Origin of the sequence: Rhodopseudomonas sp. P2A-2r (genome assembly GCF_026015985.1) — a bacterium.
In the GTDB taxonomy this organism is placed as follows: Bacteria; Pseudomonadota; Alphaproteobacteria; order Rhizobiales; family Xanthobacteraceae; genus Tardiphaga.
The window spans coordinates 3,651,387-3,674,157 of record NZ_CP110389.1; the positions used below are offsets into that span (position 1 = coordinate 3,651,387).

Consider the following 22,771-nt stretch of genomic DNA (forward strand, 5'->3'; position numbering starts at 1 on the left):
CTGACGTCACAGCTCTTCCTTTCCCTCCCCGCGTGCAGCGAAGCTGCGCGTGGTGGGGAGGAATCCATCAGCGTTGCGCTACTACAATTCGTGGCTACTCCGTTCCCTTCGCCGCATTCCACAGCGCATCCATCTCTTCCAGCGTCGCGTCCTGCAGCGTGCGCCCCTTCGCCGCCAGCGCCTGTTCGATATAGGCAAACCGCCGTTCGAATTTCGCGTTGGTGCCGCGCAGTGCCTGATCCGGATCCGCGTCGACATGGCGCGCCAGGTTGACCACGGCGAACAAGAGGTCGCCGGTCTCCGCCGCCAGTTCGGCCTTGTCGCCGGCGTCGAGCGCCGCTTCGATCTCGTCGGCTTCCTCGCGGATTTTCGCCAGCACCGCACGCGGGTCGTTCCAGTCGAAGCCGACGGTCGAGGCCTTGTTCTGCAGCGCCGTGGCGCGGCTCAGCGCTGGCTGCCCGGCCTTGACGCCGGCCAGAAGCGATGACGGTGCGGCGACTGCGGGACGGCGCGCGGCGCGTTCGGCCTTTTCCTCGGCCTTGATGCGGTCCCACACGCCCTTGACGTGGGCGGGGTGATATTGCCGTCGGCATCGGCGAAAACATGGGGATGCCGGCGGATCATTTTTCGCGTAATGGCCTCGACCACGTCGCCAAACGCGAAGGCCTGCTGTTCCTCGGCCATGCGGGCGTGAAACACCACCTGCAGCAGGAGATCGCCGAGTTCCTCGCAGAGATCGCCGAGGTCGTTGTTGGCGATGGCGTCGACGACCTCATAGGCCTCCTCGATGGTGTAGGGCGCGATGGTCGCAAAGGTCTGTTCGAGATCCCAGGGGCAGCCCGTGCCGGGCGTGCGTAACCGCGCCATGATTTCGATGAGGCCGGCAATGTCGCGGGAAGGGGTCATTGAAGCTCCGAGCCGTAAGGCGGATGAGGCGAAGCCGTCATCCGCCGACGTTGCCGCCATATGAATTCGGCCGGCGGGTTACGCTTCGCTAACCCGCCCTACAAAACGACGCAACTTTCCCGCTGCCGCGCCGGATGCTAATGGCACGTCCATGACCGACGATCTTTCACAAGAAACCGCTCTGGTGCTGTTCTCCGGCGGCCAGGATTCCGCCACCTGCCTGGCCTGGGCGCTGGCAAGGTTCAAGCGTGTCGAGATGCTCGGCTTCAGCTACGGCCAGCGCCACCTGATCGAACTCGACAGCCGCGAAAAGTTGCTCGACGGGATCAAGGCGCTGAACCCAGGCTGGGCCGCCAAGCTGGGCGACAGCCATACGCTGGACATCCCGACGCTGAGTGTGATCTCCGACACCGCGCTGACCCGCGACGTGGCCATCGAGATGGGGGCAGGCGGGCTGCCCAACACCTTCGTGCCCGGCCGCAACCTGGTGTTCCTGACCTTCGCCGCCGCGCTGGCCTATCGCCGCGGCATCGCCCACATCATCGGCGGCATGTGCGAGACCGACTATTCCGGCTATCCGGACTGCCGCGACGACACCATCCGCGCGCTGCAGACCGCGCTTAATCTCGGCATGGACCGCCAATTCGAACTGCACACGCCATTGATGTGGCGTGACAAGGCAGCGACCTGGGCGCTGGCCCATGAACTCGGCGGCGCCGGTCTGGTGGACCTGATCCGCGAGCACTCCCACACCTGCTATCTCGGCCAACGCGGCGCGCTGCACGACTGGGGCTATGGCTGCGGCAAATGTCCGGCGTGCGAGCTGCGGGCGAAGGGATGGCGGGAGTTTTCGGCGAGACCGGCATAGTCTCGTGTCCCGGACGCGCTGCAGCCTGGCGAAGCGAAGCTTCGCGCGGAAGTGCTGCCGCGCAGAACCGGGACCGTAACGAGCTCCGGCATTTGGTACGGCCCCGGATCAGCAGAGCATTACGTTGCAAGGGCGACGCGCTGCGCAGCATCCGGGGCACGGAGACACTGATCCCTTAATGCGCAAAATCCGCCGGTGTCAGTACGATCGGCTGGCCATGCGGGGTGCGGTCGGCGGCGTGGTCCCAGGCATCGCGGTAGCGATGCAGCATCTCGGCCGAGGCGACACCCTTGGTGGCGACCAGGCCTTCCAGCGTGGCCAGCCAGTGCCGGTAATAGGTTTCGCCGGTGTCGGCGTCGCCGGCCGCCTGGGCGAGCTTGATCTCCGCGGCCAGCGCCGCCGCCCATTCGGTCCAGGTGAACAGGCCGCGCTCGTGCAGCGCCAGCGCCATGGCAAAGGCCTGGGCCTCCCAGGGCTCGCGAAACACCGGCCCGTCGGCATCGACGGGAATGCCGGGCAGGGCTGCCGTGGCGCGCTGCGCGGCCTGCGGATCAACAGTCATTGGGCGGCGTCCAGATACGGCTCGAAGGCCTCGATCGACACTTTCAGGGTTGGATCGCCGTCCGGGCCCCACAATTCCGCACCATCGAAAACCACGGTGTAGAGCCATTGCGGGTTCTCGCCGGCGTCATGGGCGGCAGTGTCGGGAAACACATGACAGCCGTGGTCGCGCTCGATCACCCCGACATGGCCGCGCACATAGCGCGGCAGCCGCGTATGCGTGACGGGATGGATGTTTTTGGCGCGCACGCGGTCGCCGGCCTTGAATTTCGCCGGGGCCGGGGCCGGGCGGCCGAACGCACCACGGATCATCACGCGCTCGACATCGCCGACCGTGAACGCACCGCGCGACAGCGCTTTCGGCGGGGCCGACGCGTGGCCCGCTGCAATCTCCTCGCGGGCGACATAGCCCCTGGCCACCAGCAGGTCTTCCAGACCGAGCAGCCATTTCCGGTAGTAGCTGCTCGACAGGTAGATGTCGGGCCGCAGCATCTCGCGATAAAAACGCGACGCATCGATGTTGAAGGCGCCGGCGGCACCCATGGCGCGCACCATGGCCATCACGCGCGATTCCCATTCGTGGTGAAACATCGGCTCGTTGGCTTCAGGCTCCACCTTGCCAAAGCCGTCCATGCCGCCCATGTCGTGGACGCCGTTCATGACAGCGCGCCCGGTGTCGTCGCCAGGCCGGTGCCGATCATCGAGTCCCGCGTCACCAGTTCGGCGAGTTGCGCCTCGCTCAAACCTTCCGTGCCTGCGGGGCGCATCGGCAGCACCAGGAAGCGCGTCTCCGCCGTGGAATCCCACACCCGGATCTCGACATCCCCGGGCAGGCTGACGCCGAAATCCGCCAGCACGCCGCGCGGATCCTTGACCGCGCGCGAGCGATACGGCTCCGCCTTGTACCAGACCGGCGGCAGGCCGAGCAGTTCCCACGGATAGCAGGAGCACAGAGTGCAGACGACCATGTTGTGGCGTTCAGGCGTGTTCTCGACGACCACCAGATGGTCGCCGGTGCGGCTGACATGGCCGAGCGTGCTGACGGCCTTGGTGCCGTCGGCGAGCAGCGCCTGCTTGAACGCCGGATCGGTCCAGGCCCGCGCCACCACCTGGGCGCCGTTGTGCGGGCCAATCCTGGTCTCGTAGGCCTGGACGATGGTGTCCAGCGCCGCCGGATCGACATAGCCTTTTTCGGTCAGAACGGTCTCGAGGGCGCGGACCCGGAGCTCGGTTTCTGACAATTCGGAATGGTCGTGATCATGATCGTGATGATGTTCGCTCATGGGCTGAGGATAATCGCAACAAATACCGCATGTCGAGGGCAGGGCTCTGCTAGCCTCACCCCCATGAACTGCATGCCCCCACATCTGACGCGCAGCCTGCAAACCGCGCTGTCGATGCTGGCGATCGGCGCCGCAGTGCTGGCGCCGCAATATGCGCAGGCGGCCAATGGCGCCTATGCCGTCGATGCCGCCGACATCTCCGATCTCGGCTCATGCAAGGTGGAAAGCTGGCTGTCGACAGCCACCAACACCGACTTTTCCGCGGTCGCCAACCCATCCTGCGTGGTCGACATCGTCAGGCCGGTCGAACTCAGCGTCATGACCAACCGGTCTCGCAGCGACGGCGACTGGGGCACGTCGGTGGCGCCGAAGGCCAAGATCAACCTCGTGCCGACCGGCATCGGCAAGTTCGGCGCCTCGGCCCTTGGTGGCGTCGCGTTCGATGCGCAGACCGGACAGAACACCGCGATGTTCGGCGAGATCCCCGTCACCTGGCGATTCTCCGAGGTCACGCGGATCAATCTCAATGCCGGCTGGCTGTGGGACCGCACCGTCGACCGCCACTATTTCACCTATGGAGCCGGCTTCGACTGGAAGCTTACCGACGTTTTCCAGTACACGATCGAAGTCTACGGGCAGGTGGGCGCGGCCGACATCCCGAGCGTCACGCGTCCGAAATTCCAGACCGGATTGCGCTATCGGCCCAACGATATTTTCTCGGTCGATGTGATCTATGGCCACAACATCACCGGCGAGAACGCCGACTGGATCACGGTCGGCACGACCATACGGTTTCCGCCGCCGGGCAGCACGCGCGACTCCAATCCGCATTTGTAGCGCAATCGTAGCTGGGCGTTCGGGCAGCAGACAGATCCGCATTGATGCAGATCAACAGCGACACTGAACATCAGCGCATCGAACCGTCGCTGTCCCGAATCTGTCGCGTCGCATGCAGCGCAATAGCCTATTCTGGAAGCCTTCTCGCGTTTTCATCAAATTCATGACGCGGGCATTGGCATAGCCAAATATATATAAGTCGCCGACCGTACGATAAGACTGGACAATACGCCGGCAAAAGCGCGGTTATGTGTCAGGCTCCGCGCGAAGCAGCACGCCGCCCGCGTCATGGGTGGTCGCCTCGACAGGCGTTCCCGCGCAAGCCTTCCGGAATCACAGATGACCGTCGTGCGCGAGCTCTTCGCCAGCCAACCGCTGGTGGCGTTGTTCATTACCATTGCCCTCGGCTATTTCGTCGGCAAGTTCAGGGTGCAGAAATTTGTCCTCGGCGGCATTGCCGGCACGCTGCTGGTCGGCGTGGTGATCGGCCAGATCGGCATCAACATCGATAGTGGCATCAAGGCGATCTTCTTCGCGCTGTTCATCTATGCGGTCGGCTTCCAGGGCGGCCCGCAATTCTTCCATGCGCTCAACCGCCGCTCGCTCAACCAGCTGGTCTCGGCCTTCGTGATGTGCGCCGTCGGCCTGCTCTGCGTGCTCGGCGCCGCCTGGATGTTCGATCTCGATCGCGGCATGGCTGCGGGCCTCGCCGCCGGCGGCCTCACGCAGTCGGCGATCATCGGCACCGCAGGCGACGCCATCGGCAAGCTCGGGCTCTCGGCCGACCTCACCAAGATCATGCAGACCAACGTCGCGGTCGGCTACGCCGTCTGTTACATCTTCGGCTCGCTCGGCCCGATCATCATGGTCACCTGGTTCTTCCCGACCATCATGAAGTGGGACATCCGCGCGGAGGCGATCAAGCTTGCCCAGCAAATGTCGGGCGGCCATGCCGAACTCGATCCCGGCCAGTTCAACGCGATCCGCAGCGTCGTGACACGTTTCTACGCGATCGACGCGCAGGGCAGGGCTGCCGGCAAGACCGTACTCGAGATCAACGAACTCATCACCGATGCGGCCATCGAAGCCGTGCTGCGCGACGGCTCGCCGATCCAATTCGACGACACCACCCGTCTGCAGGTCGGCAACTTGCTCGCCGTCACCGGCAGGGTCGGGACGATGGCGAGCGCCAGCGACCTGTTCGGCGCCGAAGTTGCCGCGCCCGCAGGCTTCCAGCTGGTCGAGGAGAACCGCGAGATCATCCTCACCAACCGCGCGCTCAGCGGTCGCACCATCGCCGACATCCACGACCACGCCAGCGTAGAGACCCGCCATGGCGTGTTCCTCACCGAAGTGAAGCGGATGGGGCTCGGGCTGCCCCTGCTCGGCAAGCTCGAAGTCAAGTCCGGCGACGAATTGCACTTCGTCGGCAGTCCGAAGGATCTCGACCGGGTGCAGGCGAAGATCGGTTACAAGATCAGCGCCGCGGCGGTCACCGACTTCGTGTTCTTCGGCATCGGCATGGCGATCGGCATCCTGATCGGCATGATCGAATTCCGCTTATGGGGCGTCCCGGTGTCCATCGGCAGCGGCGGCGGCTGCCTGCTGTCCGGCCTGCTGTTCGGCTGGCTGCGCAGCGTGCACCCGAACTTTGCGGCTTTGCCGCTGGGCGCCTCGAACTTTCTGCGCGATTTCGGTCTCGCGGTGTTCGTCGGCATCGTCGGCATTACCGCCGGACCGCAGGCACTGGTGGCCATCAAGCAATCCGGCCTGACGCTTTTGTTTCTTGGCGTCGCCGTAACGCTGGTACCCCAGATCGTGACGTTCTTCTTCTCCTATTACGTGCTGGGCATCCGCAATCCGATCGAGGCCTTAGCCTGCGTCGCCGGCGGTCGCAGTGCCAATCCGGCGTTTGCAGCGCTGCTTGAAAAGGCCGGCAACGCCACGCCGGTCGTGTCCTTCACGGTGACTTACGCCGTGGCCAACGTGTTCCTGACGCTGTGGGGGCCGATCATCGTCGGCATCATCACCAAGAACGCGACACCTTGAACCAGGATCGACGCATATGAACAAGCCAGAACAGGATTTCAGCAAGTTCGAAGGTCTCAGTCCGTTCGAACTCAAGGATAAGCTGATGGCGGTGGCGTCGTCCGACGCCCAGCGGCTGATGCTGAACGCGGGCAGGGGCAATCCCAACTTCCTTGCCACGCTGCCGCGCTGGGCATTCCTCAGCCTCGGCGAGTTCGCCATGCTGGAAGCCGAGCGCGCCTATTCCTATCTCGACAGCGGCTTCGGCGGCCTGCCGGAATTGCGCGGCATCGTGCAGCGCTTCGAGGCCTATGCGACGCATCACACCGACACCGACGGCATCAAGTTCCTGCGCTCTGCCATTTCCTATGTGAAGGATCAGCTCGGCCTTGACCGCGAAGCCTTCCTGTTCGAGATGGTCGCGGCGTTCCTGGGCTGCAACTATCCGACGCCACCGCGCATGCTCGTGCACTGCGAGGAGATCGTCAAAGCCTATCTCGCCAAGGAAATGTTCGGACCGCTACGATCGGAAGGCAGGTTCGATGTGTTCGCCACCGAGGGCGGCACCGCGGCGATGACCTACATTTTCCAGAGTCTCAGCGTCAACAAGCTGATTGCGAAAGGCGACAAGATCGCCATCGCCACGCCGATCTTCTCGCCCTATCTGGAAATTCCCGTACTGGCCGAATACGGCCTCGATGTTGTCGACGTGCGCATGGATGAGGCCTCCGACTGGCAGTTCTCCGACAAGGAGATGGCAAAACTGCTGGACCCCGCGGTCAAGGTGTTCTTCCTGGTCAATCCCAGCAATCCGCCATCGTCGAAATTGTCCGACATGGTGCTCGGCAGACTGGCTACACTGATCAACGACAAGCGGCCGGACCTGCTGGTGGTCACCGACGATGTCTATGGCACCTTCGCCGATGACTTCGTCTCGCTGTTCGCCAAATGCCCGCGCAACACGTTGTGCGTCTATTCGTTTTCGAAATTCTTCGGAGCGACCGGCTGGAGGCTTGGCGTCATCGCGCTGCATCAGGACAATGCCATCGATGCCGCGCTGGCGAAATTGCCGGAAGCCACCAGGAAGCTGCTCGACACGCGCTACGAGTCGCTGACGACAACGCCGCGCGAGCTGCGCTTCATCGACCGTCTGGTGGCAGACAGCCGGGCAGTGGCCCTCAACCACACCGCGGGTCTGTCGCTGCCGCAGCAGCTGCAGATGGCGCTGTTCGCACTGAACGGCCTGATGGACCGCCAGGAGCAGTACAAGAACGCCGCCAAGCAGCTGATCCGTCAACGCTACCAGACGCTGTATCGCAACATGGGCGTCGCTGCTCCGCATAAGCCCTGCGACGTCAACTATTACACCTTGATCGACCTGCAGGAACTCGGCGGCAAGCTGTATGGCCCGGACTTCGAGCGCTGGTTCATCAAGGGCGATCTCGGCACCCGCTTCCTGTTCCGGCTCGCCGAGGAAACCGGGGTGGTTCTGCTGCCGGGCAAGGGATTTGAGGTGGTCGACACATCGGCGCGGGTTTCGCTCGCCAATCTCACCGACATCGAATATGCCGCGATCGGCAGATTTACCCGCAAGGTGCTCGACGAGTATTTCGAGGATTCAAAGAAGGACCTCGGGACGCAGGCGGTCGCGGTGCCGGCGAAATAGGCGAGGGTACTGCGCGACTCCTTCGATGCCGGATTGTCCGGCAATAACCAGCGAACGCACGACGATTGCGCTCGCCGGCAGTTGGGGCATCGCAATGCCGTACAAGAATTGACCGGCCGCTCGATCGACCTCAGCAATTGACTCTCGGGACCCTGCACCTAAGGTCGATTCGGCTTTGGAGCCGTCAATGGGGAATGAATTGATGAAGCGCTTGATACCAACTTTGCTCGCAATCGGCTTTTTTGCGGCTGATTCCCATGCGGCCGACCTGCCATATGCCACCAAGGCGCCGCGCGTCTCGCCGGCCACCAACTGGAGCGGATTCTACATCGGCGCCAACGCCGGCTACACGGAGAGTGTCAGCAGCAGCGGCCTCGGCGTCAAAGGCGTACGGGCAGGCGGCACGCTCGGATACAACTATCAGGCCGGCCTCTTTGTCGGCGGAATCGAGGTCGACGCGCATTGGGGCGACGTCAAGTCTTCCGCAGCCAACGTCAGACTCGCTGCGGGTCTTCCGCTGCTCAACACTCTCGACCACAAGGTGAAAGCCTCGGGATCGGTCCGCGGCCGACTCGGCGTCGCCTTCGACACCGTCCTGATCTACGGCACCGGCGGCTATGCCTGGGCCGACAACCAGATTTCCTTCACATTGCCCGGTAACAGCTTCAGCGACAGCCAAATGCACAGTGGCTGGGTCGCCGGCGGCGGTGTCGAATGGATGTTTGTGCCGAAATGGTCGCTCAAGGCTGAATATCTGTATCGCAGCCTGTCCGGCGAAAAATACTTCGCCAGCCTGGTGCCGGCCGGCATCGCGTCCGGCGTGGCGAACTCCAATGCGGGACAGGTCGGTGTGAACTACCATTTCTAGGTTGGAACGCACTCGATCCGAACGCCATGCTTCGCATGATGTTCGGGTGGGCCAAGGCTGAGCAGGCTATCGGAAACGATGCGCCCGCTCGCAAAGCGACGCCAGTCCCTTGGTGCGCAAAATTGCGCAGCGAGGGGTGCGCGCGTCGCCGCCTTGCGCGATACCGGATCAGCGAGTTCCTCGGGACTCGCTCGCCGGTCTGATGCGGATCAGTTGAGCGTGAAGGTGATCGAATAGTCGCGCGTCGTCGGATCGAAGCTGATCGCGCCGGCCGCGCAGCTCACGAACGTGCCGCCGGAGGAGGCCGCCATTTTCGTATAGCCGCCGTTCGCCGTGTACGACGTGTCGAATCGGCAGCCCCGGGAGCCATTCTCGAGATAGAAGTGGATCGATGCGACGGTCGGGATGTGGCTGTCCACCGTGAAGGTCAGCGTCCCGCCGCCGGCGCCCGCAATGCCGGTCGGACCGGGCGACACCGTTCCGAGAATCTGCCCGGCGGGCGAACGGAAGGTCATGGCAAAGGCCGTATTGTTCCTGACCGTGACCGTCGTGACGATGTGAGCAAGCGCTTCGCTTGCGCCCAGGCAGGACATCGGCACGACAACAGCCGCAACCGCGCCAAGCGCCCCCATGCGCGCAACGTATTTCAACATCAGAAGCCCCGTTCCAGTTGCCATGCAATCGCGAGCGCCAGTCGTATCCGAAAAGTGCATCAGCAACCGTCCAGCCTGAGCGACAAACCGGTTCGACTTACGGAGGGAATGCGACGGCCTTGGGGAGCGCTTTGGGGACCAAGTGGGGGATCGTGGGGGAGCCGCAATTGTTGATCCCCTCATAAGATCGGCATCCTGAACGAAATTTTTCAATGTTTTCGGTGACTTTCCCCTGGGAGGTAAGCCATGCTGGGTCGGCAAGTCTCGACGTGGTTTTCTTCTTGGTCGTCTATTCGGTTCGAAAGATGAGGGCGTTAAGCGCGGAGAAGTCCGTTGAGGAGAAACTCGCCCAGATTGAAAAACGCTTCCATGATGATCAATGGAAAGCCGTTAAGTTCGAACGGGACAATGGCGAGTTGGCGGTCGCATTCTGGGATTCGGAATCCGAGGATTTGCATCCGACCGCCCATGATTACGATCCCAAAGACGATTTAGGAGTTCAATCTATACAAGAAGCGCTTACTGCGTTAACGGACCCGGATATCGAGGATGAGTCGGCACCTGTTAAACCTTGACGATCCCGAGCGATCATTTTTAAGGCTCGGAGATGTGTCGGGTGCGTTCGGTCGAGAAGGCTGTTCTTGCCGTGAACTTTTTCGTGCTCACGAGCAAAAACAAGCCATTGTCTTGCAGCAACGAGGCGACTTAAAATCAATGGATCTGGCGCGTCAGCGACGCATTCCTCAATCATCGTCAAGTAATGACCGACGGTTTCCGGACGACCGATTTCCTTCGCGGAATCGAGCATCTTGAAGAGAAAATCCGGGTTCGTAAAAGGATCGGTTCGATTTGAAGCTGAATGTGATTTGGTCACGTCTACCATAGTGGCGCTCGTATAAGATTTCACTCCATCTATCGTGACGCAGAAAATCACCGGCGGCTCATAGAACGAGCAATCAATATAAGAAAACGCCTAATCTACAGCGTTTGACCCATCTGCGACATTCAGCAGGCGCAGACAAACACCCGGTGCGGCGGCCTAGCCGATAGTTGATCCAACTCAATGCTGCCAAGCACGGGTGGTGGGACTATCACCAAACAAGGACGATGATTGTGAAAACCTCCGTGCTAAAAGCTCTCATTTGCGCGACGGCGCTGGTTATCTCATCTTCAATTTCCGTGGCGCACGCCCAAACTGGCGTCGGTGCCTCTGAGGCCCGTGCCATCGCCAAGGAAGCCTACATCTACGGCTACCCGATGGTGGATGGTTATCGCATCCAACACGCCTACTTCGTGGATCAGAATAATCCCGAATACAAAGCTCCTTGGAACCAGCTTCGCAACATCCCTCGCGTCTATACGCCGGATGATAAGGCGGTGCAGACGCCCAATTCGGACACGCCTTACTCTATGTTGGGTATGGACCTGCGCGCTGAACCTATCGTCCTTACCGTGCCAAAGATCGAGAAGAACCGTTATTTCAGCATCCAACTCATCGACGCCTACACCTTCAACTTTGACTACATCGGCAGCCGCGCTACCGGCAATGATGGGGGCAGCTTCCTCATCGCCGGACCAAACTGGAAAGGCAAGACGCCCAAGGGCGTGAAAAAGGTGATCCGTTCGGAGACCGAGGTGGTGCTCGCTGTCTATCGCACCCAATTATTCAATCTGGACGACCTCGAAAACGTGAATAAAGTGCAAGCCGGATATAGCGCGCAGCCGCTCTCTGCATTCCTCGGTCAACCTGCACCGAAGGCCGCACCGGCCATAGATTTTATCAAGCCGCTGACGCCCAATACACAGAAGACTTCGCTCGAGTTTTTCAATATCCTGAACTCCGTCTTGCAGTTCTGCCCCACACACCCGTCCGAGAAAGCACTTATGGCGCGGTTCGCCAAAGTCGGTATCGGGGCAGGTAAGACCTTCAACGCGAACAACCTTTCGCCCGAAGTGAAGGTAGCTGTTGAACAGGGCATGGCGGACGCGTGGCAAGCTCTGGCCCAACTGCAAAAACGAATGGACGCCAAGGAAATAACCTCCGGCGATTTGTTCGGGACGCGGCAGTATCTCAAGAATAATTACCTCTACCGCATGGCCGCAGCCGTGGTTGGTATCTACGGCAACTCCAAGTTAGAAGCGATGTATCCGATCTATACCGTCGATGCCGATGGGCAGAAGCTGGACGGGACCAACCGTTACAGGGTGCGCTTTGCGCCGGGCCAGTTGCCACCTGTAAACGCCTTTTGGTCGCTGACGATGTATGAACTGCCGTCGAGCCTGCTCTCGGCCAATCCGCTCAACCGCTATCTCCTCAACTCACCAATGCTGCCAGATTTCAATCGCGATGGCGACGGTGGCGTAACGCTGCTGGTCCAAAACGAAAACCCGGGCAAGGATAAAGAAGCAAACTGGCTTCCTGCGCCGAAAGGGCCGTTCTTCATGGCCATGCGCCTCTACTGGCCGAAAGACGAAGCCGTGAAAGGCAAGTGGACCGCGCCACCACTAAAGCGCGCGCAGTGAAGCACTGCCGGTCATTGATGTCTGAGTTTGGCACTTTTCAGACATAGCACTTTTGCCAAGGTAGTTCTTCTTTCGGACGGAAAGCGGAAGTCAGAATGTGGCCCTTCCAAGGGCTGCGTCTGGCACGAGACGTACGAGTTAAACATTTGGCCCAAGATTGACGTGGACATCTTGCCGTTCATCAACGCGCTGTGCTCCGAATTTGCAGCGCAGCGCAATGACGCTATGTGTCATAAGTTGCTGAAGAAGAATTATACGGCCGAGCCAAGGCCAATAAATTGAACTGACCTATTTCCGAACCAGATGATTGGTCGGTGTCACCGTGCTAACGGGTGCAGGCTCCGAGATCGAGAACGTCAGCCACGTGTTCCAGCCGGATGGCCGATTGTCGGCAGCAAACTCGCCATAACCCTTCAGCCCGAGAAACGCCTGGTTGCTTCCGATCGGGAAGATATAGCCGACCTGCGGGCCGATACCGAAAACCCGGGAGCGGAAGCTGCCGAGAATGGCCGGTTGCCCGTAATCATCCGTGACCTGCTGATAGCCGTAGCCGACAAGGCCGACGAAGACCTGCTTCGACAAGAATTGCGACGCTCCCCAGTCGAAATGGAAATCGACGCCGCTCTGATACTGCGTATCCGGGTTCTTGAAGTTGTAGGTGAAGCCGCCTACGCCGGAGAATTCCACGCCGGTTGCGGGATTGAGATAAGTGTAACCCCCGCCGAGGTCGAGGGCACCGTGACCGAGACCGATATTGGAGAGACGGCCGGAGCTGTAGTCTCCGACCGGTATGTCGCCAGCAGCATAGACCATATAATTGTGAACGCCGTTATTCCATTTAAGCTTCAACGTCGGATAGAGATCGCCATATGACGTGAGATCGTCTCCCAGAAATCCATTCCGCGTGGTCACGACGGGGCCGATAGCCGACGTCAGGGTACCCGAGAGGCTCGCGGCGTTCCTGCCGTAAACACTAGCGAGCGTCGCCGACAACTGGCCGCCGAGAACCGGCGTCGCGAAGGTATAGGTCGGCGCAAGGAGCATGAGATCGGCTTGGGCGCTCAACGCCACATTCAGGTTGATATTGACGTTCGGCGAGAGCCGTCCGACCTGGAATTGCCGCGACGCCGCGGTGGCGCCCGATGCATTCAGGCTTGCATGGTAGTAGATCGCACCTATGGACCATCCCGGCGTCGTCGGTGTTGCAGCAAGGCTTCCGTATAGCCCTGGCAACCAGAACGAAATGCCATTCTCGTCGGCGCGGGAGCTGTCGGGAAGGAATGCGAGAACCGCGCTCGCTGCGAGGAAGCCGAGCCGCCCAAAGGGCGATTTAAATCGGATCATTGAAAACCTCCACGCGGAGCTATGTTCGATTACTCACTAAAAATGCCCAAGCTTGCATACGAAACCGACGGCTTGGATAAAAGCCGCCAGCTTCAGGTCGTCTCAATTTGTCCGGCCAATGGCAGTTAGCGGCAGACGTAGACCCCGTTCACACGAACGCGAACGCAGGCCGGAGCCACTACGACCGGAGCCGCCACCACCTGTGCGCGATAGACGTGGCGCCGTACTGTGCGCCGCGCAACGCCAGCACCACTAAGAGGCGTAAGAGGCCTACCGACACGTGCCTGCGCGCTACCAATTGACAATCCCATTCCGCCGCCTTCTCCTGGCGGGGACACGATCGAGGTTGAAATTCCGGCCGCGATCACCGCAGCCATCAGAAATACACGTCTCGCGCCGAATGTTCTCATGGCCAGTTTGCAATTCAGTGCAATTCTATTGGCAGAATTCATTTTTTGTTATTTTGATCTGTATCAAGCGCACAGGTTAAGTTTCTTGTCTATTTTGCTTTCGGAGCGACGCTAAAAGCCATTCAGATTGGCGCATTTTTTGCGGGAGCTTGAGCGCCAATGGCAATTGTACTCGTTCTCTACATCTTCTTGGTTTGGCTCTTGTTTTCAAAGCTGAGAGTTGTGAGATGGGGGTAGTGGTCCGGTATCATCACCACGGTGATGGGCGTCTTCATCATGCTGGTCTTCTTGGGGCTGTTTAACTATCTCACCCCCGCGGGCCGTTTCGTCGTGATCTCCCGCGTCGTCGAGGTCACGCCAAACGTATCGGGCCAGGTGGTCAATATTCCCGTGGAAGCGAATGAGCCTGTCAAGGCGGGTGATGTACTCTTTCAGATTGACCCCACGCCATACAAATACAAGGTGAGGCGGTTAGAGGCCTCCCTGGCTCAGGCGCAGCAGCAGGTCAAACAACTTCGCGCCAGTTATGACCAGGCCAGGGCGAACGCGGATGGTTTGACGGAGCAACTCGATTACCACACGCAAAGACTGGCCGATATGCGCAAACTCACCAGCACGGGCGCGCAGGCCGAGTTCAAATTGCAAGATGTGCAGGTGAAGTACGATACGGTTCGGCACCAACTGGTAGCGGCGGAGGCGGCGGTACAGAATGCGCGGCTCGCAATGGAATCTGAAATTGGCGGCGAGAATACCAATGTCGCGCAACTCCAGGCTCAACTTGAGAATTCCCGGTGGGAATTGGATCAGACGACGATACGTGCGATGGGGGATGGTTACGTCAGTACGCTAGCTCTGGCGGTCGGCGCCCGAGCTCTGACTGCGCGTCCCGCAATGGCGTTCATCATCACCAGTGACATCACTATCGCCGGGACGTTCAAGCCTAACGGATTCCAAACCGTCAAACCCGGTACAGCGGTTAAGCTCGTCTTCGACGACAATCCTGGTCGAGTCTTTAAGGCGCGAATACTCGTAATTCCGCGCGGTGTTGGTCAAGGTCAGATGGCCGTTTCGGGCCAACTCGCGCGCGTAGGTTCTATTGGCGGAGCGCAAGGCTACCCGGCGGTGATCTCGGTGCCAGATGGGTACGACAGTACGCAGTTGCGCCTCGGAATGTCCGGAAGCGCATGGGCTCTCGCGGAGAATGCCGGACCGATCGGGATCATTATGTCCGTTATTGTTTGGGTGAGTTCGTTCACCGCATACCTGTAGGCACACGCATCGTATCGAAGGCCGCGCGAAACCCCATACTTGACGACGGGAGACGATAGAACCCATCATTGATCGCGGAATATGAATGCGTCCGAGACTGATCCGGATCCGTCGCTTGGCGAGACCGATCCGAATTGCACATTTTCGGTCGCGAGCGAAGCGTGCCGTCGTCGGTGCGCACCATATACAGGGTAGGGCGAAGCGCGGCGGAGTTTTTCGGCTATCAAAAGCGCGGCCCAGAAGGCTCTTCGACAACATCGTTCAGTCGCCTGTCGCTCTTCCAATCGTGTCCGCGGTTGAAATCGTCCATATCGTCGGGACCGTTGTCCTTAGGCATCGGGAAACCTTTGTCAGTGAGGCGATCCGAGAAGTCGGCCATCGCTTCCGGGAGGGGCGCGGGCAGGGCAGCTTGACCCACCTCCCTCCGCAACCGTTCCCGACACCGTTCTCGCCAATCGATCGCCAGTTGGCTATCGGTCGGAGATAGAAGATCGAGAATGCGCTGCGGGCAGAGGCAAGCCACGGGACCTTCGTCTTCATAAATTCCGGTCAGATCGTACATATTCTCGCCCGAAGATGGAACGGGCATCACCAGAAGGACGCCGCCATTTACGACGTCTTCCGTCTGGAACGCGATTGCAACGCTATGCTCCCCGCGATCATTGAAATAGATTTGGAAATCCAAGACGTCGTCGCCGAAGTTCTCGTCCAGATAGGCGTCGATTGCCTCGCTGACGTCCCCGGGCATCTCGACGGTCTCGCGCGTATCGAATGCATTGATCACTCGAATTCCCCCTTTTGGTTTCAGCAAAAGATTGACCGGGTAGGGTGCAAGAGACCATTCCCTATGCGATTGCTAGATCAATAAAACTCGTCATTTGACGCTTGACATCGCACCAATTGACGATATGTATTGTGTCGCGCACAAGAGGACATAGACATGGCTCGAGCTGCATCATTCGGAGCGCCGACCGACGTCACGCCTGCCGATGTACAAACGTTTACGAAAGCGCCGGATCGCGAGCGACTGTCTCCGGTCGCCATCAAGGCATTCCGTAATATCGTCGAGCAATGGTCCCTTACGAACGCCGAAGCGGCGACGCTGCTTGGGGTATCCGAAAGCACCTGGGATCGGATCAAAAGAGGGGTCTGGGATCAACCGCTGTCGCAGGACCAGCTCACGCGGGCATCGGCGGCAATCGGTGTCTACAAGGGGCTCCGACTACTTTTCGCTGACGACATGGCTGTGCGTTGGGTCAAGCTGGCGAACACGGGTCCGATCTTCCAGAGGCGAACGCCCGTCGATGCTATGATCGAAGGCGGCATTCCGCTTATGCTCGAAACCCGTCGCTACGTCGATGCGGTGCGCGGCGGCCTTTGATCAATGCTTGAATCCTTGACGATCAGCCGCCAAGCAATCGAGCGGACCGTTCGACTTGTGACCACCGCTCGATTGCGCGATTCCGTCCTGCGCGATTTGGTTGATGCGTCAGAACTCGAAGCCCTCAGCGAAATCGAAGGCGCCACAAGCAACCGACGCATTGCCCAAACTCGTGGGGCAGGCGATGTCCCGTCTAATGAACTCCGGTACGGCGTTCCGCACGCCCACTTCATCAACGCTTCCTTCGCCTATGCCAAACCCCGTGAACCGAACAGATTCAACGGTGCAGAGCGCGGTGCCTGGTATGCCGGGTTCGAAGTCGAAACCAGCTTGGCTGAGGTGACATTCCACCTGACCCAGGCACTGGCGGCCACCGGCGACTTCAACGCCACGGTCGAATACGCCGAGATGTTCGCGAGTTTCGCAGGCGAATTCGTCGATCTGAGGCTGCACCGAACGCACCAAGCCTTGGACCCGGATAAGGCCATCGGCTACCCGGTCGGCAACGCGATGGCCGAAGAGGCGCGAGCGCGCGGCTTGAACGGGATCATCTATCCCTCGGTGCGCAATCCAGGCGGCACGTGTCTGGTCGCGCTGTTTCCACACGCGGTCCAATCAGTGGCCCAAGGCGACGTTTATCGACTGGTCTGGAGCGGTCAGCCTGAACCGGCGGTCGATTTGGTCACGGGGTAAGCAGTCGATTACGGCACAGTCGACCGACCGCAAATGAGCTGAAACCACGATTTGGCATGCGATCACCATCTAAGGTTGACGATCTGTCGGCCTGCTTGATGAAAGCATGTCGGTCTTATGTGGGGATCGACAGCAATCCCGATCGGCGGCGCCTCGCATAGCCTATTTCGGATTCGCATAAGGTATATTATGGAATATTTTATATGGTGTGATCTCAGGATCTTAACCGGGCCCGGCTGGAATGACGTCTTCGTCCGGTCGGTTCGCGTGACGGGCCACGCAAGGCGGCAATGCCGCGCCAGTCGCCGCTGCACGGCATATCGCGGTCGACCGTGAGCGCTTGTCAATCCGGCGGGCTACCCATGGTCGGACGCCGGCAAGACGGATGACGAGCGCCGCACGAGAAGCGACGGCACGATCGCTGGGCCACCGATCGACCCGGCTGTGCGTTCGGACGCCGGCAGCGCAGGCCGCCGATGGCCGGCCAACACACCCTCGCCCGGACGCTCTCTGACGGCCGTCGGACGGTCCGTTGCCGCAGGCGCTCGGGAAAGCGCGACGCGGTCTCAGCCGAAGGTCGGGGTGAAAAAGCTTGACCGGGCGGCGGTGGCGTGATGACCAGACGGCAAGGGGTCCTTATGGTGGATCTCGCAAAAACAAGAACTGGCAGGGAGAGATCAAATGCATTTTTCACGGCGGACATTGCTGAAGGCATCGGCCGCAGCGACCGTTCTCGGCGGCGTCGGCGCGCCATTCGTGGCCCGCGCGCAGAACGCCGAATTCGTCTACAAATATGCCAACAACCTGCCCGACACCCATCCGCTCAACGTCCGCGCGCGCGAGATGTCGACCGCGATCAAGGCCGAGACCAATGGCCGTGTCGACCTGCAGATCTTTCCGAACAACCAGCTCGGCTCCGACACCGACATGCTGAGCCAGATCCGCTCCGGCGGCGTCGAGTTCTTCACACTGTCCGGCCTGATCCTGGCGACTTTGGTGCCGGCGGCGTCGATCAACGGCATCGGCTTTGCCTTCCCGGACTATGACACCGTGTGGAAGGCCATGGACGGCGAACTCGGCGCCTATGTGCGCGGCGAGATTACCAAGGCCAACCTGGTGGTCATGGACAAGATCTGGGACAACGGCTTCCGCCGGACGACGTCGTCGACCAAGCCGATCAACGGTCCCGACGACCTCAAGGGTTTCAAGATCCGCGTGCCGGTGTCGCCGCTGTGGACCTCGATGTTCAAGGCGTTCGATGCTTCGCCCGCCTCGATCAATTTCAGCGAGGTCTATTCTGCGCTGCAGACCAAGATCGTCGAAGGCCAGGAAAATCCGCTGGCGCTGATCTCGACCGCCAAGCTCTACGAAGTGCAGAAATACTGCTCGCTGACCAACCACATGTGGGACGGCTTCTGGTTCCTCGCCAACCGCCGCGCCTGGGAGAAGCTGCCCGAGGATCTGCGCACCATCGTCGCGAAGAACATCAATGCGGCGGCCGTCAAGGAACGCGGCGACACCGAGAAGTTGAACGCCACCGTGCGCGAGGAGCTGACCGGCAAGGGCCTGATCTTCAATCAGCCGACCGTGGCGCCGTTCCGCGACAAGCTGCGCCAGGCCGGATTCTACGCCGAATGGAAGGGCAAATACGGCGAGCAGGCCTGGGCGCTGCTGGAGAAATCCGTCGGCAAGCTGGCCTAAGCCGCAACCATGGCGCATGTCGACATCCATCCGGCCGCGGGGAGGTGACCCACCTTCCCCGCCCGCGTTCGTCGCTGTCATCGCTCGAGGCGATCCTGGGAGCACTGGTGGAGATTCCGGCGGCGCTGCTGGTGGTGGCCGAGGTCGTCATCCTGTTCGCCGGCGTCGTCGCGCGCTACGGGCTGCACCGGCCGCTGGTGTGGTCCGACGAACTGGCGTCGATCCTGTTCCTGTGGCTGGCCATGCTGGGATCGGCGGTGGCGTTCCGCCGCAGCGAACACATGCGGATGACGGCGCTAGTGACCGGCGCCGGCCCGGCGGCGCGGGCGTTTCTCGACCTGATCGCGACCTGTTCGGCGCTGGCGTTCCTGCTGATGATCGTGTGGCCGTCCTACGAATACGCCTACGAGGAAAGCTACATCACCACGCCGGCGCTGCAGATCGCCAACAGCTTTCGCGCCGCGGCGTTGCCGGTGGGCATCTCGATCATGGCGGTGTTCGCCCTGCTCCGGCTGGCGCGCTTCGGCAATCCGCGCACCGTGCTGCTGGCACTCGGTACCGTGGTGGCGATCATCGGCGTGTTCTGGCTGGCGCAGCCGCTGCTGCGGACGCTCGGCAACCTCAATCTGATCATCTTCTTCGTCGGCGTGGTCGGCCTGTGCGTGTTTGCAGGCGTGCCGATCGCCTTCGCCTTCGGTCTGGCGATCTTCGGCTATATGGCGCTGACCACGCATACGCCGCTGATCGTGCTGGTCGGCCGCATGGACGAGGGCATGAGCCACCTGATCCTGCTCGCGGTGCCGCTGTTCGTCTTCCTCGGCCTGCTGATCGAGATGACCGGCATGGCCAAGGCCATGGTCGCCTTCCTGGCCAGCCTGCTCGGCCATGTCCGCGGCGGCCTGCATTACGTCCTGCTCGGCGCCATGTACCTGGTGTCCGGCATTTCCGGCTCCAAGGCCGCCGACATGGCCGCAGTGGCGCCGGTGCTGTTTCCGGAGATGAAGGCGCGCGGCGCCAAGCCGGGCGATCTGGTCGCCCTGCTTGCCGCCACCGGCGCCCAGACCGAGACCATCCCGCCGAGCCTGGTACTGATCACCATCGGCTCGGTCACCGGCGTTTCGATCTCGGCGCTGTTCACCGGCGGGCTGCTGCCCGGCGTGGTGCTGGCCATCACCCTGTCGATCCTGGTGTGGTGGCGCTATCGCGGCGAGGACCTCAGCCACGTCAAGCGGGCCACATCAGGCGAGATTTTCAAGGCCTTCGTGATCTCGCTGCCGGCACTGGCGCTGCCGTTCGTGGTCCGCTTTGCCGTGGTCGAAGGCATCGCCACCGCCACCGAGGTTTCCACCATCGGCATCGTCTATGCCCTGCTCGCCGGCATCCTGATCTACCGGCAGTTCAACTGGTCGCGGCTGATGCCGATGCTGGTGGACACCGCCTGCCTGTCCGGCGCCATCCTGCTGATCATCGGCACCGCCACCGGCATGGCCTGGGGCCTGACCCAGTCCGGCTTTTCGCGGGCGCTGGCGGCCGCCATGACCGGCCTGCCCGGCGGCGGCGCCAGCTTCATCGCGGTGTCGATCGTGGCCTTCGTGATCCTCGGCAGCGTGCTGGAGGGCATTCCCGCCATCGTGCTGTTCGGCCCGCTGCTGTTCCCGATTGCCCGACTGGTGGGGGTCCACGAGGTGCACTACGCCATGGTGGTCATTCTCGCCATGGGAATCGGCCTGTTCGCACCGCCATTTGGCGTCGGCTATTACGCCGCCTGCGCCATCGGCCGGGTCGATCCTGCCGAGGGAATCCGTCCGATCCTCGGCTACATGCTGGCGTTGCTGGCTGGCCTGATCATCGTGGCGATCTTTCCGTGGATCTCGATTGGGTTTCTCTAGATCGTCGCAAATTCAATAGCTTATGCCATAAAGCAGCGTAATTTTGGCATAGTCTGAGCTAACTACTTGATGCTAGAGAATATCTGCATAAGACATTGATATTGGATGTAAAATGGCTATCGATCCTCAAGGTCCTTATAGCGTCGATCTCGACAAGACCGCCGCCAACTTCGTGCCGCTGTCGCCGCTGAGTTTTCTCGAGCGCACCGCCGCGGTCTACCCAAACCTGACCAGCGCGGTCTACGAAGGGCGCGTCTTCACCTGGGTGCAGACCCGCGAGCGCTGCCACCGCTTCGCGTCGTTCCTGGCCGACCGCGGCATCGGCCGCGGCGATACGGTGGCGGCGATGCTGCCCAACATCCCCGCCATGAACGAGGCCCACTTTGCCGTGCCGATGACCGGTGCCGTGCTCAACGCCCTCAACATCCGGCTCGACCCCGCCTCCATCGCGTTCCAGCTCGACCATGGCGGTGCCAAGGTGCTGCTGGTCGACCCGGAGTTTTCGGGGGTCATCAGCGACGCCCTGGCGCTGATGAGCGGTCCGCACCCCTTCGTGGTCGACGTCGATGACGCCGCTTTCGCCGGCGGCCAGCGCATCGGAGCGATCGAGTACGAGGATGCGATTGCGGCAGCCCGCCCCGGCTTTGCCGCAACGCCGCCGCAAGACGAATGGGATGCCATCGCGCTCAGTTACACCTCGGGAACCACCGGCAACCCGAAGGGCGTGGTGACCCATCACCGCGGCGCCTATCTCAACGCCGTCAGCAACATCCTCGCCGCCAATCTCGGCCAGCACCCGGTGTACCTGTGGACTCTGCCGATGTTCCACTGCAACGGCTGGTGCTTCCCGTGGACCATCGCCGCCGCCGCCGGCATCAACGTCTGCCTGCGAAAAGTCGACCCGACAAAAATCTTCGCGCTGATCAAGCAGCACGGCGTCACCCACATGTCCGGCGCGCCGATCGTCTACAACACGCTGATCAACGCGCCGGACGCGCCGAAGTATACCGGCGGCCCGGTGGTCAACGGATCGATCGCCGGTGCGCCGCCGCCGGTGGCCGTGCTATCCGGCGCGGAGAACATCGGCATCAAGCTGACCCATGTCTACGGCCTCACCGAGGTCTATGGCCCCGCCTCGGTGTGCGCCGAGCAGCCGGGCTGGGACGATCTACCCGCCGACCAGCGCGCGCAACTCAAGCGCCGGCAGGGCGTACCCTACCCGTTGCAGGAAGCCGTCACCGTGCTCGACCCCGACACCATGCGCGAGGTGCCGCGCGACGGCGAGACCATCGGCGAGGTCATGTTCCGCGGCAACATCGTCATGAAGGGCTATCTGAAAAACCCCAAGGCCACCGAAGAGGCCTTTGCCGGCGGCTGGTTCCACACCGGCGATCTCGGCGTGCTCGACGCCGACGGCTACGTCATCATCAAGGACCGCTCCAAGGACATCATCATCTCCGGCGGCGAGAACATCTCGTCGGTGGAGGTGGAGGACGTGCTTTACAAGCATCCGGCGGTGCTATTCGCCGCCGTTGTCGCGCGCCCCGATCCCAAATGGGGCGAAGTGCCCTGCGCCTTCATCGAGCTCAAAGAGAACGCGCAGGCCACCGAGGCCGAGATCATCGCGTTCTGCCGCGAGCACATGCCAGGCTTCAAGACGCCGAAGTCGATCGTGTTCAGCGCGATCCCGAAAACCTCGACCGGCAAGATCCAGAAATTTGCGCTGCGCGATCAGGTGAAATCGACGAAGGCGATTTCGGGATAACCCCGGTCCGTTCCCCGGACGCAGCGCAATGCGCCGCCGCAGGCGGCGTAGTGCGCTGCAGATCCGGGGCCCCGGTGACACGGGAAAAGAAGACCGGGATCCCGGATCTGCGGAGCGGCATAAGGA

General features: G+C 61.4%; 19 protein-coding genes and 1 pseudogene. 13 read left to right on the plus strand and 7 right to left on the minus strand.

What is annotated here, in order from left to right:
- Positions 1–94: 94 nt before the first annotated feature.
- Positions 95–906: pseudogene (mazG, locus tag ONR75_RS17570) on the minus strand (nucleoside triphosphate pyrophosphohydrolase).
- Between the two features lie 151 nt (positions 907–1,057).
- Here mazG and queC point away from each other — a divergent pair.
- Positions 1,058–1,774, plus strand: coding sequence for a 7-cyano-7-deazaguanine synthase QueC (gene queC, locus ONR75_RS17575; RefSeq protein ID WP_265078398.1), 717 nt, complete (start codon positions 1,058–1,060; stop codon positions 1,772–1,774).
- A gap of 175 nt (positions 1,775–1,949) precedes the next feature.
- Here the strand turns inward: queC and ONR75_RS17580 are convergent, their stop codons facing one another.
- From ONR75_RS17580 to nthA, 3 genes are read right to left on the minus strand one after another with little or no spacing between them, the layout of a single operon-like run.
- Positions 1,950–2,336 (minus strand): nitrile hydratase accessory protein, encoded by a 387-nt coding sequence (locus ONR75_RS17580; RefSeq protein WP_265078399.1) that lies wholly within the window; start codon positions 2,334–2,336, stop codon positions 1,950–1,952.
- The gene (gene nthB, locus ONR75_RS17585) at positions 2,333–2,995 is read right to left on the minus strand and encodes a nitrile hydratase subunit beta (protein WP_265078400.1); all 663 of its coding nucleotides are present in this window, start codon (positions 2,993–2,995) and stop codon (positions 2,333–2,335) included. Before nthB ends, ONR75_RS17580 begins: the two co-directional genes overlap by 4 nt.
- Positions 2,992–3,618 (minus strand): nitrile hydratase subunit alpha, encoded by a 627-nt coding sequence (nthA, locus tag ONR75_RS17590; protein ID WP_265078401.1) that lies wholly within the window; start codon positions 3,616–3,618, stop codon positions 2,992–2,994. The genes nthB and nthA overlap by 4 nt, the downstream gene beginning before the upstream one ends.
- Before the next feature lie 72 nt (positions 3,619–3,690).
- Here nthA and ONR75_RS17595 point away from each other — a divergent pair, with 72 nt between their 5' ends.
- The 4 genes from ONR75_RS17595 to ONR75_RS17610 all read left to right on the plus strand — a co-directional run bounded on the left by ONR75_RS17595 (position 3,691) and on the right by ONR75_RS17610 (position 9,017).
- Entirely contained in the window at positions 3,691–4,455 is a 765-nt protein-coding gene (locus ONR75_RS17595; RefSeq protein ID WP_265078402.1) for a hypothetical protein, read from the plus strand.
- A 339-nt stretch (positions 4,456–4,794) separates the two neighbouring features.
- On the plus strand, positions 4,795–6,504 hold the full coding sequence (aspT, locus tag ONR75_RS17600) for an aspartate-alanine antiporter (protein ID WP_265078403.1): 1,710 nt from the start codon (positions 4,795–4,797) through the stop codon (positions 6,502–6,504).
- Between the two features lie 16 nt (positions 6,505–6,520).
- The gene (locus ONR75_RS17605) at positions 6,521–8,149 is read left to right on the plus strand and encodes a bifunctional aspartate transaminase/aspartate 4-decarboxylase (RefSeq protein ID WP_265078404.1); all 1,629 of its coding nucleotides are present in this window, start codon (positions 6,521–6,523) and stop codon (positions 8,147–8,149) included.
- A gap of 202 nt (positions 8,150–8,351) precedes the next feature.
- Positions 8,352–9,017 (plus strand): outer membrane protein, encoded by a 666-nt coding sequence (locus ONR75_RS17610; protein WP_265078405.1) that lies wholly within the window; start codon positions 8,352–8,354, stop codon positions 9,015–9,017.
- Between the two features lie 209 nt (positions 9,018–9,226).
- Here the strand turns inward: ONR75_RS17610 and ONR75_RS17615 are convergent, their stop codons facing one another.
- Positions 9,227–9,649 carry a hypothetical protein gene (locus ONR75_RS17615; RefSeq protein WP_265078406.1) on the minus strand — a complete coding sequence of 141 codons (423 nt, stop codon included), beginning with the start codon at positions 9,647–9,649 and terminating at the stop codon, positions 9,227–9,229.
- A gap of 233 nt (positions 9,650–9,882) precedes the next feature.
- Here ONR75_RS17615 and ONR75_RS17620 point away from each other — a divergent pair, with 233 nt between their 5' ends.
- Positions 9,883–10,245 (plus strand): hypothetical protein, encoded by a 363-nt coding sequence (locus ONR75_RS17620; RefSeq protein WP_265078407.1) that lies wholly within the window; start codon positions 9,883–9,885, stop codon positions 10,243–10,245.
- Between the two features lie 532 nt (positions 10,246–10,777).
- Positions 10,778–12,193 (plus strand): DUF1254 domain-containing protein, encoded by a 1,416-nt coding sequence (locus ONR75_RS17625; protein ID WP_413776359.1) that lies wholly within the window; start codon positions 10,778–10,780, stop codon positions 12,191–12,193.
- A gap of 288 nt (positions 12,194–12,481) precedes the next feature.
- Here ONR75_RS17625 and ONR75_RS17630 read toward each other — a convergent pair whose 3' ends face one another.
- Positions 12,482–13,537, minus strand: coding sequence for a transporter (locus ONR75_RS17630; protein ID WP_265078408.1), 1,056 nt, complete (start codon positions 13,535–13,537; stop codon positions 12,482–12,484).
- 671 nt (positions 13,538–14,208) lie between these two features.
- Here ONR75_RS17630 and ONR75_RS17640 point away from each other — a divergent pair.
- Entirely contained in the window at positions 14,209–15,216 is a 1,008-nt protein-coding gene (locus tag ONR75_RS17640; RefSeq protein WP_265078409.1) for an HlyD family secretion protein, read from the plus strand.
- Positions 15,217–15,439: 223 nt separating this feature from the next.
- Here the strand turns inward: ONR75_RS17640 and ONR75_RS17645 are convergent, their stop codons facing one another.
- On the minus strand, positions 15,440–16,000 hold the full coding sequence (locus ONR75_RS17645; protein WP_265078410.1) for a hypothetical protein: 561 nt from the start codon (positions 15,998–16,000) through the stop codon (positions 15,440–15,442).
- Positions 16,001–16,156: 156 nt separating this feature from the next.
- On the opposite strand from ONR75_RS17645, the gene ONR75_RS17650 reads away from it, so the two are divergent.
- From ONR75_RS17650 to ONR75_RS17670, 5 genes are all read left to right on the plus strand, one after another.
- Entirely contained in the window at positions 16,157–16,597 is a 441-nt protein-coding gene (locus ONR75_RS17650; protein ID WP_265078411.1) for an antitoxin Xre-like helix-turn-helix domain-containing protein, read from the plus strand.
- 15 nt (positions 16,598–16,612) lie between these two features.
- Positions 16,613–17,290 (plus strand): RES family NAD+ phosphorylase, encoded by a 678-nt coding sequence (locus ONR75_RS17655; RefSeq protein WP_265078412.1) that lies wholly within the window; start codon positions 16,613–16,615, stop codon positions 17,288–17,290.
- A 681-nt stretch (positions 17,291–17,971) separates the two neighbouring features.
- A complete protein-coding gene (locus ONR75_RS17660) occupies positions 17,972–18,991 on the plus strand; it encodes a TRAP transporter substrate-binding protein (RefSeq protein ID WP_265078413.1) in 1,020 nt (339 codons plus the stop codon).
- Between the two features lie 44 nt (positions 18,992–19,035).
- Complete coding sequence (locus ONR75_RS17665) at positions 19,036–20,880, plus strand: TRAP transporter large permease subunit (protein ID WP_265078414.1); 1,845 nt, start codon at positions 19,036–19,038, stop codon at positions 20,878–20,880.
- 112 nt (positions 20,881–20,992) lie between these two features.
- Positions 20,993–22,645: an acyl-CoA synthetase gene (locus ONR75_RS17670; protein ID WP_265078415.1), complete on the plus strand. Its 1,653-nt coding sequence runs from the start codon at positions 20,993–20,995 to the stop codon at positions 22,643–22,645.
- The last annotated feature ends 126 nt before the right edge of the window (positions 22,646–22,771 follow it).

What these genes read in the sequence shown, in the direction of transcription:
- ONR75_RS17630 (WP_265078408.1), bottom strand. Translation starts at nt 13,537, where the DNA reads ATGATCCGATTTAAATCGCCCTTTGGGCGGCTCGGCTTCCTCGCAGCG.
- ONR75_RS17625 (WP_413776359.1), top strand. Translation starts at nt 10,778, where the DNA reads ATGATTGTGAAAACCTCCGTGCTAAAAGCTCTCATTTGCGCGACGGCG.
- ONR75_RS17580 (WP_265078399.1), bottom strand. Translation starts at nt 2,336, where the DNA reads ATGACTGTTGATCCGCAGGCCGCGCAGCGCGCCACGGCAGCCCTGCCC.
- ONR75_RS17610 (WP_265078405.1), top strand. Translation starts at nt 8,352, where the DNA reads ATGAAGCGCTTGATACCAACTTTGCTCGCAATCGGCTTTTTTGCGGCT.
- nthA (WP_265078401.1), bottom strand. Translation starts at nt 3,618, where the DNA reads ATGAGCGAACATCATCACGATCATGATCACGACCATTCCGAATTGTCA.
- queC (WP_265078398.1), top strand. Translation starts at nt 1,058, where the DNA reads ATGACCGACGATCTTTCACAAGAAACCGCTCTGGTGCTGTTCTCCGGC.
- ONR75_RS17640 (WP_265078409.1), top strand. Translation starts at nt 14,209, where the DNA reads ATGGGCGTCTTCATCATGCTGGTCTTCTTGGGGCTGTTTAACTATCTC.
- ONR75_RS17595 (WP_265078402.1), top strand. Translation starts at nt 3,691, where the DNA reads ATGCCCCCACATCTGACGCGCAGCCTGCAAACCGCGCTGTCGATGCTG.
- ONR75_RS17615 (WP_265078406.1), bottom strand. Translation starts at nt 9,649, where the DNA reads ATGGGGGCGCTTGGCGCGGTTGCGGCTGTTGTCGTGCCGATGTCCTGC.
- ONR75_RS17650 (WP_265078411.1), top strand. Translation starts at nt 16,157, where the DNA reads ATGGCTCGAGCTGCATCATTCGGAGCGCCGACCGACGTCACGCCTGCC.
- ONR75_RS17620 (WP_265078407.1), top strand. Translation starts at nt 9,883, where the DNA reads ATGTTTTCGGTGACTTTCCCCTGGGAGGTAAGCCATGCTGGGTCGGCA.
- aspT (WP_265078403.1), top strand. Translation starts at nt 4,795, where the DNA reads ATGACCGTCGTGCGCGAGCTCTTCGCCAGCCAACCGCTGGTGGCGTTG.
- nthB (WP_265078400.1), bottom strand. Translation starts at nt 2,995, where the DNA reads ATGAACGGCGTCCACGACATGGGCGGCATGGACGGCTTTGGCAAGGTG.
- ONR75_RS17670 (WP_265078415.1), top strand. Translation starts at nt 20,993, where the DNA reads ATGGCTATCGATCCTCAAGGTCCTTATAGCGTCGATCTCGACAAGACC.
- ONR75_RS17660 (WP_265078413.1), top strand. Translation starts at nt 17,972, where the DNA reads ATGCATTTTTCACGGCGGACATTGCTGAAGGCATCGGCCGCAGCGACC.
- ONR75_RS17605 (WP_265078404.1), top strand. Translation starts at nt 6,521, where the DNA reads ATGAACAAGCCAGAACAGGATTTCAGCAAGTTCGAAGGTCTCAGTCCG.